Annotated in this window: 8 protein-coding genes; all 8 read right to left on the reverse strand. The window is 36.5% G+C overall.

The features are described from left to right. Positions 1–126: 126 nt before the first annotated feature. Positions 127–2,331 carry a peptidase domain-containing ABC transporter gene (locus AC07UM_RS12925; protein WP_494683138.1) on the reverse strand — a complete coding sequence of 735 codons (2,205 nt, stop codon included), beginning with the start codon at positions 2,329–2,331 and terminating at the stop codon, positions 127–129. Beyond that, on the reverse strand, positions 2,328–5,429 hold the full coding sequence (locus AC07UM_RS12930; protein WP_494683137.1) for a lantibiotic dehydratase: 3,102 nt from the start codon (positions 5,427–5,429) through the stop codon (positions 2,328–2,330). Before AC07UM_RS12930 ends, AC07UM_RS12925 begins: the two co-directional genes overlap by 4 nt. Further along, the gene (locus AC07UM_RS12935) at positions 5,410–6,357 is read right to left on the reverse strand and encodes an LLM class flavin-dependent oxidoreductase (RefSeq protein ID WP_152291493.1); all 948 of its coding nucleotides are present in this window, start codon (positions 6,355–6,357) and stop codon (positions 5,410–5,412) included. The genes AC07UM_RS12930 and AC07UM_RS12935 overlap by 20 nt, the downstream gene beginning before the upstream one ends. A 1-nt stretch (position 6,358) precedes the next feature. Beyond that, complete coding sequence (locus AC07UM_RS12940) at positions 6,359–7,516, reverse strand: lanthionine synthetase LanC family protein (RefSeq protein ID WP_494683136.1); 1,158 nt, start codon at positions 7,514–7,516, stop codon at positions 6,359–6,361. Beyond that, positions 7,516–8,688, reverse strand: coding sequence for a lanthionine synthetase LanC family protein (locus AC07UM_RS12945; protein ID WP_494683135.1), 1,173 nt, complete (start codon positions 8,686–8,688; stop codon positions 7,516–7,518). The genes AC07UM_RS12940 and AC07UM_RS12945 overlap by 1 nt, the downstream gene beginning before the upstream one ends. A gap of 81 nt (positions 8,689–8,769) precedes the next feature. Next, positions 8,770–8,934 (reverse strand): class I lanthipeptide, encoded by a 165-nt coding sequence (locus AC07UM_RS12950; RefSeq protein ID WP_175579922.1) that lies wholly within the window; start codon positions 8,932–8,934, stop codon positions 8,770–8,772. A gap of 61 nt (positions 8,935–8,995) precedes the next feature. Beyond that, the gene (locus AC07UM_RS12955; protein WP_076595229.1) at positions 8,996–9,175 is read right to left on the reverse strand and encodes a class I lanthipeptide; all 180 of its coding nucleotides are present in this window, start codon (positions 9,173–9,175) and stop codon (positions 8,996–8,998) included. A 49-nt stretch (positions 9,176–9,224) separates the two neighbouring features. After that, the coding region (locus AC07UM_RS12960) for a class I lanthipeptide (RefSeq protein WP_494685230.1) at positions 9,225–9,496 on the reverse strand (272 nt) is incomplete at its 5' end.

Here is a 9,496-nt window from a genome sequence, read left to right on the forward strand (position 1 = left end):
TTGAAAGACAATTTCTTCAGACTAAAATAAAACCCTTTGTAACTGAAATACAAAGGGTTTTATTTTTATTGTATTAAAAAACCGTCTCACAAGCTGTGAAACGGTCAAAAATATATTGAGAGGTGATTAGTTGCCTAATTCAAGCTGATTTTTTACAAGACTGTAGTAATCTGCTTTTCTGTTGACCAATTCCTGATGGTTTCCTTTTTCTACAACGGCTCCATTTTTCAGGACTATAATCTGATCTGCATTTTTTACAGTACTTAAGCGGTGTGCTACGATAATTACCGTTTTTCCTTTGAAGAACTCCTGCAGGTTATCATGAATAATCTTTTCATTTTCGGCATCCAGAGCAGAGGTTGCTTCATCAAATAATATAAAATGAGGATTTTTATATACTGCTCTTGCAATAAGGACTCTTTGTTTTTGTCCTCCAGAGATTCCGTTGCCGGCAGCCCCGATTTTGGTGCTGTATCCTAATGGCAGATTATCGATGAAAGAGGAAATATTAGCCACTCTTACTGCATTTTCCATTTTTCTGGTGTTGATTTCTACTTCGCTGGTAGCAATATTTCTTTCGATGGTGTCCGAGAAAATAAAACCGTCCTGCATGACAACACCATAGTTTTCTCTGACACTTTTTGGAGATAGCGTTAGAATATCATCCTCGTTGTAATGAATGGTACCATGAGTTGGATTATAGAATTTCAATAACAGCTTCATTAATGTCGTCTTTCCGCTTCCGCTGGCCCCTACAATAGCAGTGACTTTACCTTCAGGGATAAACAGATTGACATCCTTTAAAACAAACTGGGATTTTGGACCTTCATATTGGAAGGAAACATTATTTAAGGTAATTCCTCTTTCTTCTTCTGAAGATGTACTATTGATTTCAAGGGCTTTCATTCCTTCTTTTTCCTCTTCTTCGTGATTCTGAACTTCATTTAATCTTGAAAGGCTCAGTTTCGCATCCTGTAAAGAACGGAAGAAAGAAATCATTTGGTTGACAGGAGAGTTGAGCTGTCCGATGATGTAAGATATCGCCAATAGCTCACCAATAGTCATATTCCCTTTTACAACCTGCAATGCCGCAAAGAACGTAACGAAAATGTTTTTAAGCTGATTAAGGAACTCAAAGCCTGAAAACTGATACTGATCTACTTTTAAAATACGAAGGGTTGTTTTGAAAAGTTTATTTTGAATACCTTCCCATTCCTGTCTTTTATAATCTTCGAACTGGTTCAGTTTCATCTCAGAAACCCCGTTCAGAATTTCATAAACGCTTTCCTGACTTTGTCCTTTTTCTCTGAATCGGTAGTAATCGAGGATTTCTCTTTTCTTAAGCCAATATTGAGCCCAAACCAATGATAATGCTGTCAGAGATGAGTAAATAAGCACAATCGTTACATTATAATACCAAAGCACTCCGAAAAACACAAGGAAGGTAACCATAGAGAAGAAAGTCATCAGACTCTGAGAAGTAAGGAAGTCTTCTATTCTCTCGTTATCCTGGATTCTCTGTGTAAAATCTCCCTTCATTTTGGTGTCAAAAAATCCCATGGGAAGCAGAAGCATCTTTTTTAGAAAGTCTGAAATAATGGAAATACTAATTCTGGTTCCGATATAAAGCATCAGCCAGTTTCTGAGAATTTCTATCGTAATACTTCCTAAATACAAAACTACCTGAGAGACCAAAATGATTGTAATAAGATCGACATCTTTTGTGTTAACTCCTTTATCAATAAGTGTTTGTGTAAGGAAGGGAAAGACAAGACTCAGGCAGCTTCCGATAAGAAGCATACCAGACAAAAAGAGGAATTTGCTTTTATGCTCTTTGAAATATTTCATGGCAAAAGAAATACTCAATTTATCTTCTTCCGGGAATGTCTGCTGATAAAAACTGTTGGTAGGACTTACGAAAAGAGCGATTCCTGTTTCACCGTCTGACAACCAGCTTTTAAGAAAATCTTTTTCGTTCAGCCAGATCATTCCATGACTTGGATCGGCAATTCGGTAACGTTTTTTTCCTGTGATAAGGCTTTTCTTTACATCAAGAAGAACTACGAAGTGGTTTTTATTCCAGTGGAGGATACAAGGCAGACTGCCGTTTTCATCCAACGTCTGTAAGGTAAGCTTGGCAGGATAAGTTTCAAATCCAATATCTTCACATAGTTCACTGATGCTCAGTAAGCTAACTCCTTCTCTGGATAAGTTGGCATTTTCTTTTAAAAAATGTAACGGAATCTGCTTGCCAAAGTAGGAAGCCACCATTGCGATACATGCAGGACCGCAGTCCATTTGGTCGTGTTGAGGGATAAATTTTAGCTTCATGATACTAGATATTTTCTTTTGCCGATTTTCATTTTATAATACTTCTCTACAATTCCGTAGATGATCAGTTCGTGCATTCTGTGTCTGGATCTGATCAGCCTGTTGATATGCATATGAATAAAACTGCTGACTAATCTTTCTTTTTGAATGGTCTTCAGATTCTCTATTTCTCTGCAGTTTTCTGTGATGGAACTGACAAATTCTGAGAAATAAGGACTGTTGTCTGTTTCTACAATCTCGCTGATGATGTTCAGGTTGTTTCTGTATTTCAAATCGAGTTGCTTCTTAAGGTTGCTGTCTACATTAAACTCCCGCTGAAACTGAGTATAAAGTTTGTTGATGACTTCATATCGTTTATCCAGATCCAGATTGAAAACATTGAAGTAGGTATCAATACTTTTGATGGTGTACAGCCAAAGGTCATCGTTATTGGGAATATTTTTCAGCAGATTAACCGTCAATTTGCTGTCATAATGGAAGATATGTTCTGCGGCATCGATAAATTCACCTTCATATCTTTCATATTCTCTGTCATAGGTTCCCATTTCCACTTTATTAATGATTCCTTCGCTGATATATTTATCAAAATAATCGTTGAAAGTGGTAATGATCTGAGCGGTATTGGTGAGTTTGCTGTCATTGATTTCCAGTCTCAGTCTGATGTGATTATCAGGATCGCTGTATCTGATGTAGAACCATTTTTTGATCAGCTCTTCCTCACTGAGCTGAGGCAAAAGATCCGGAAAGACGTCCTGTAATATTTTGTCTGAGAACTTGTTGCCACAATAAATTTTATAATACAGCCACTTATTTCCGGGAATAAACTTATTATCAGAAATATTGATATTGAAAAGATGATGGTCAAGTTCTGTTTTAAACGCTTTATAATTTCTGTTGATCATGGGGATGACAATCTCGTTGTTGAATTCGTCTGTCTCAAGATCGTAAAGACATTCTGTAAGGGTTACCATTTCCTTGGATCTTAGCTCATCAACCAGGAATAATAAAAGGTTTTCATTTTCCGCGTCGATCAGTAATTTATTATCTCCCTGAGAAATAAAGAAATATCGGTTGACCTTTTTATCTGAAAGATATTCTTTTATCGTTTTAATGCTTTCAGTATTGTTTTTAGTCTTTACTCCTGATACTTCGTTCTGGTATAATCTCCATAATGCCGGAGTAAAGATGATATCTTCGCCATACGTGATCCGTGGAATATAATCATACATCAGATAGTTGGTATCTCCGATGTTTAAAACCAATGCAGAAGAGACATCCTGGTGCTGAAGGTCACATAAAAACTGATAAACCGGAAGCGAATTATAATCAAAATTGTGGGCGGTAGAATGGAAGATTTTAACCTCTTTATTCAGTCCTTTATGGAATAATACAATTCTTTTATCAATCATTTTAATATAAAGATCCGTGAGGGTTATTGTATTTTCCGAAGCTGAAGGTTTGGTAAGAAAGGAAAGCTGATTGCCTCTTTTCACCTGTCTTAGTAAGATATTTCCGACTCTGTTGTCCGGTAAATGAAGCAGTTCTGCGTAGATAAAATGATCATCATTCTGTTCTTCTTTGATAATTCTGTTCATTGGAGCCAGGATTTCTTCATCTTCATTGGAAAATCTGGCGATAAGATTGGTACCGCTGGTACCGCCTACAGAAGAGATTGCTATTTTATCAGAAACCTTTTCAATCATGACCGACAGAGATCTTGCAAGACTTACTTCTTCCGTATTCTGAAGGCTGTCAATATCGTGCTGGCTAAGATCTATCGCAGTATCTCCATTGATATTGGCTTTGTTGATGAGTCTTCTCCAGAATTCATGAATTTTTTTATTGTAAGTGATGGAAAATGAATCATTATTAGAATTAGGCCAGCTTAGAGTATCCAACAGGGAAGAAAAATCATTTTCATTGTTTTGCTCCTGAATGTATCCGATGCCGCTTTCATTATCCAATACTTCAACCAAAGGCACCAAGCTTTCTTCATATCTTGTATAAAAAGCAGATTTAAATTTTTCTAAATTTTCATTCACCGTTTCACTTCCTTTGTCCCAAAAGCAGGTTAAGGTATTGATTCCCTTTTTGATTTTGGAAAGATCTTCTCTGGTAACAGGTGAAAAGTCAAGATTTCTTTTTAAGGATGAGTTGATCAGATATTTTCTGTCATATAAAATCGAAAACTGGTTAGCAAGTGCAAATATCTCGTTGTAATATTCCTGAGCTTGTCCTATTCCTGAGTTCAGCAATTCCATATAGCCATCCATTTTGATAAGGGTTTCCAGATAGGTGTCGAGTTCAGGATGAATCCCTTTTTTTGAACTTAAATATTCAATGATCTGACATAAAGGAGAATGTTCATTTAGGCAGATATCAAAGCCGCTTTTAAAGAACTGTGCATCAATCAGGCTGAAAATGTAATATTTTGCATCTTCTTCAGAAACCCCTTCCACATTTTCTGCAACCAAGGCAACCAAATTATCAAAAGAATAAGATTGGTCTGCTATGGTATCAACCAGAAAATCCAGAAGTTCATCATTTTCTAATGAGCTTAAAGTGTAGACTCTTTTTTCGTTTTGTATTGTAGTTTCGATATATCGGTAATAATCACCTAACTTATAGATCGAGTCATTAAGTTCATATTCGTGAACTTCCGGAAAGTCTCTGTTGATTAATGTTATAACCTGAAAAAGGAAAGACAGATCCAAGGTAGTATACCGATGGATAGAATTCATATTTCCAGCTTCAATATTTTTGTTTTCTGAATTGAGATCAAAAGCGGAGTGGGAAGCAAATGTTCCGAACGGAGTAGATCTGGTTGTAATTCTGATGTAGTATTTCAGAATAGAATTATTGATTTTGTTTCTCTTTACCAGGGATAAAGACGGATCGTTCTGGCACAATCTTGTCCATTCGCTATACAGCTCATAAGAGGCTAAAAAGATAGATTCTCTGAAAACTTCATCATTCCACAATTCCAGTACGAAATGATCAAGATCTGCTGTATTTTTCGGTATATTATTATATTGTTTGAATGAGTACAAAGAGTTCCTCATAAAGCCAATATTGATGTTATCTAACTGCGTTTTCATGTTGAATAGATTGTAAGTTGTAGTGATTGCTTATCGTTTCAGCGTTTTCTATTTTCTTATCACTGTCGGGTTCTGTATCATATAAAATGAATTCATCGACGGACAGTTTTTCATCCAGTTTTTCAATCAGTTCAAAAAGCTCTTCAAAGTTGAGATTGAGAATTTTGAATGATTCGGATTCATCGGCATCGGATTTTATTTCGTTGACTTCTGAAAGATTGATGGCCAGTGCCAGCGATATTTTAGGAGCAAATCCGTTTTTCTGTACAAATGAGTCTCTATATCTGTTGATTTCTTCTTTTTTATCTTCAAGATCCTCAAGGAATTTTCCGCTTCCGTGAAATGCTGATACACAATAGTTTGAATGTAAACTGATGGCGTCATCCAGATTGTTCAGAGAAGAAGAAAGATACCAGAGATCGGGGATCAGTCCGCCGTATGGAGGGATTAAAATTCCTTCTTTTTCGTTCTTTTCGGCTTCAGAATAAAACAGTTCGTGAATTTCGTGGGCATTTTCTTTGAAAACCACTCCGGTGCCTCTTTCAAGGATATCCGGATTCAAAAGGTTTTTGGTATACGTGCTTTCAGGGATTCCTTTCGATAAACCAAGGTCTATTCTCCCGTTGAATATATTATTGATCAGTTTATAATTGGTAGCAACAGCATAAGGAGAATAACTGGGAACTGAAGTTCCTGCTGATCCTACTCTTATCTTTTCTGTCATTCCGGCGATCATGGCAATCACGATATCCGGATTTGAAAATGCGAGATTCTTGAGGTGAGAATAATGATGCTCTGCCAGCCAGAATCTGCTGTATCCTAATCTCTCTGCATGAAGGGCATAATCAACTACATCGTTAAGAGCTGTGATGGAATCTTTGCCGCTTCTGTATCCTAGTTCTAGTAATCCTATGCTTTTTGTTTTCATGTTACAGTAAAAATTTTAGGTATTTAGTTTTGTCGATTTTATCATTAAGGGCGATCAATGCTCCGGTTTTCCCAAAGAGCAAAGAGCCGTCCTGCTCAGTAAGGGGTTGATCCAATTTGTTTTCCAGGATTTCCAGTGATCTTTTCATCCAGAAGTTTTTGGCCTGTTTATAATCCGGATGGGAATCTTTTTTATTGATCTCATCATAGAGCTGTACAAGTCCAGAAGTTCCGTGGCAATATTGGATAAATTCTACGCCTGTATTGGCCATTACTCTCCTTTTTGTAGTTTCTAAACCCAGTTCATGGGCCATATCTCTGTATCTTGTTTCCTGCAGTGTTTCTCCTGTTTTATAAAGAAGATAAGAGAAGGAGAGGTCGCTGTTGCACCAGCAAAGTCTGTTGTTGTGGAAAGGCTTCAACAGGTTTTCTGCTATTTTGTAATTGTATGGTTTATATATTCTGGCGTTTTCTACTTCGTGGACATCAAAATTGGAAATAATGAAATCCAGACAGGTGTTAATAATATGCCTTGCTTTTTCCGTCATTACCGGAAGGCTCAAAAGATTATTAACAATAGAAAGATAGCCATAGTTGAATCCTAAGTTAATACCATCTGCATAGCTGTCATTCAGCTTATTTTCAAATGGGATGGGGTGGGAAATGCACTCATCATAAAGAAGATCTACAATTTTGCTGCTGTACTGTTCATTTCTGATGGTGTTGAAGTAATGAAGATTTCCTATCGGTCCATCAAAAAAAGTATAATTGTCTTCTTTCAGCATGGTAACGGATTGCTGGAAGATCAGTTCTCCGATGTCAGTAATCTGCTCATCAAAGTCATCTTGTATTAATCCGTCTTTTTTTAATAGATCCAGGATAATGCCCAATCCGGTCATTCCTTTGGATAGATTCGGGAGTGTATATACGTTACTCTCTTTTTGCAGATTGCCATTCTCAAAGACTTCTTCAAGGATAGCTCCTACCTTGTTTACATAGATATCATTTCCGGAGATTTGATATTGTGTTAAGAAATAGAGCAACAGTCCCAGTTTTCCATAAAGCAATCCATCGGGTAAATTTTCATAATCAAAATCAAGAAATTTTTGATCGTATTCATGAAGGATGGTCGTGATATTTTGAGATTGTAGAGTTTCCATTATAGATCGTAATTATAGAATGAGACGTAGTTGTGATTGGTTTTAATGACATTGTTCATCAGAGTAATCCCGATTCCTGCTATGCCTTGGCCCAGGGCCATATTGATGTTGTCAAACTCTGCATTATAATAGGCTTTGAATCCTGCCCATTTTTCACTTTCATTATTTTTTGATTGAAGAAGATGCTCGTGCCAATATTCTTTAGCTTCCAAAAAGACATCCTGTTCGGTAAGATGATAGAGGTTTTTGTACAAGGCGGATAATCCTGCGGAACCATAAATGAGTCCAGGCTCCAGGATGGCAGACTGATCAGTATCTTTAAATTTTGTAGTGTTGATCAATATTTGCAGTCCTTTGTCACAATACTCTTTATGTTCTAAGAGAATTCCGGCATTGTAAAAAGTATAGCCAATTCCTATTTCACCGTAAGCCAGATTGTGATAATCTATGTAGACGTTTTCAAAGGCATTGAACGGGAAAAGCGTGATATTGTCCGTATTGCTTTCTTTGCAGTTCCATATGAATGATAATCCTTTGTGAATAAGTTCCAGAGATTCCTGGTTGTAGATATTATTTTTATAAAGGAATAACAAATAGTTGATCACTCCTGTCGTTCCATGTCCTAAACCCAGTTCTACATAAGGATTTTCTTTATCCCGAAGATCAAATTTCCAGTAGCTTCCGCTTTCATGAGGATGGGCAAGCTCAATGATTTTATCCAGCGTTTTGTCTATCAGATGTTTTTTGTCTTCAAGATTTCTCAGTACAAAATACTTGGCAAAACTCGGAAAACCGCTTGTTAAGTCAAGATCTCCTTTTTCTGTTTGCTGGATCAGTATTTCTTCCAGAATTTCATCTATATTCTCCAGTAAAGAATCAATTTCGCTGTCTAAAACTTCTTCCTGTTTCAGGAACATAAGATATAATCCTAGCTCTCTTATTTCGTCATTAAAATGAAGACTTTTATAATCCTCTGTTAAAACAGACAGAGACTTCTCAATGTAATGGGTTACCAATTCTAAAGATTCCGACTCTTTGGTCATTAGATAATGATAATAATAGAACATTGAAGCACTTAGAATCCCGTTATTAAGACCGATTCCGGTAAGGGAAGTATCTTTTTTGCGGATACATTCTTCTATTTCTGAGATGATTAGTTTTTCTTTTTGCATGATCTGAGAGCTATGAGATTATATAATTTTTTTTAAAAGAGGGAGGTCTGTCAAAAGCTCTCCCTCTTTTATAGGAGTAGATTACTTTCTTGTTTGTACCACAGTGTTTCCACCACAAGAACATTGTCCACAAGACTGAGCTGCAGCCTGAAGACTGTTAACACCTCCTTTTAGGCTATTCATTTGCTCTTCCTGAAGTTTGCTGATTTGCTCTTTGTTGATTTGAAGACCCTTAGTTAATTTCATTTTGTTCATGATGTTTGATTTTAATTGTTATTGTTTATTGTAAATGTGATTGGGAAGCTTATTATTGAGCTGCTCTCGTTTTTACGACTGTGTTTCCACCGCAAGAACACTGTCCGCAAGACTGAGCTGCTGCCTGAAGGCTGTTAACCCCTCCTTTAAGGCTGTTCATTTGCTCCTCCTGAAGCTTACTGATTTGTTCTTTGTTGATTTGAAGACCTTTAGTTAATTTAATTTTGTGCATGATGTTTGATTTTTAAATTGTTATAAATATTTTCGAATTTTTGTGAGAATTATTTAGCAGCTCTTGTTTGTACTACTGTATTTCCACCGCAAGAACACTGTCCACAAGACTGAGCCGCTGCCTGAAGGCTGTTAACTCCTCCTTTAAGACCATTCATTTGCTCTTCCTGAAGTTTGCTGATTTGTTCTTTGTTGATCTGTAATCCTTTAGATAATTTCATTTTGTTCATGATGTTTGATTTTAAATTGTTATTGTTTATTGTAAATGTGATTGGGAAGCTTATTATTGAGCTGCTCTCGTTTTTACGACTGTGTTTCCACC

The organism is Chryseobacterium sp. GW821-FHT04C04 (genome assembly GCF_059420365.1).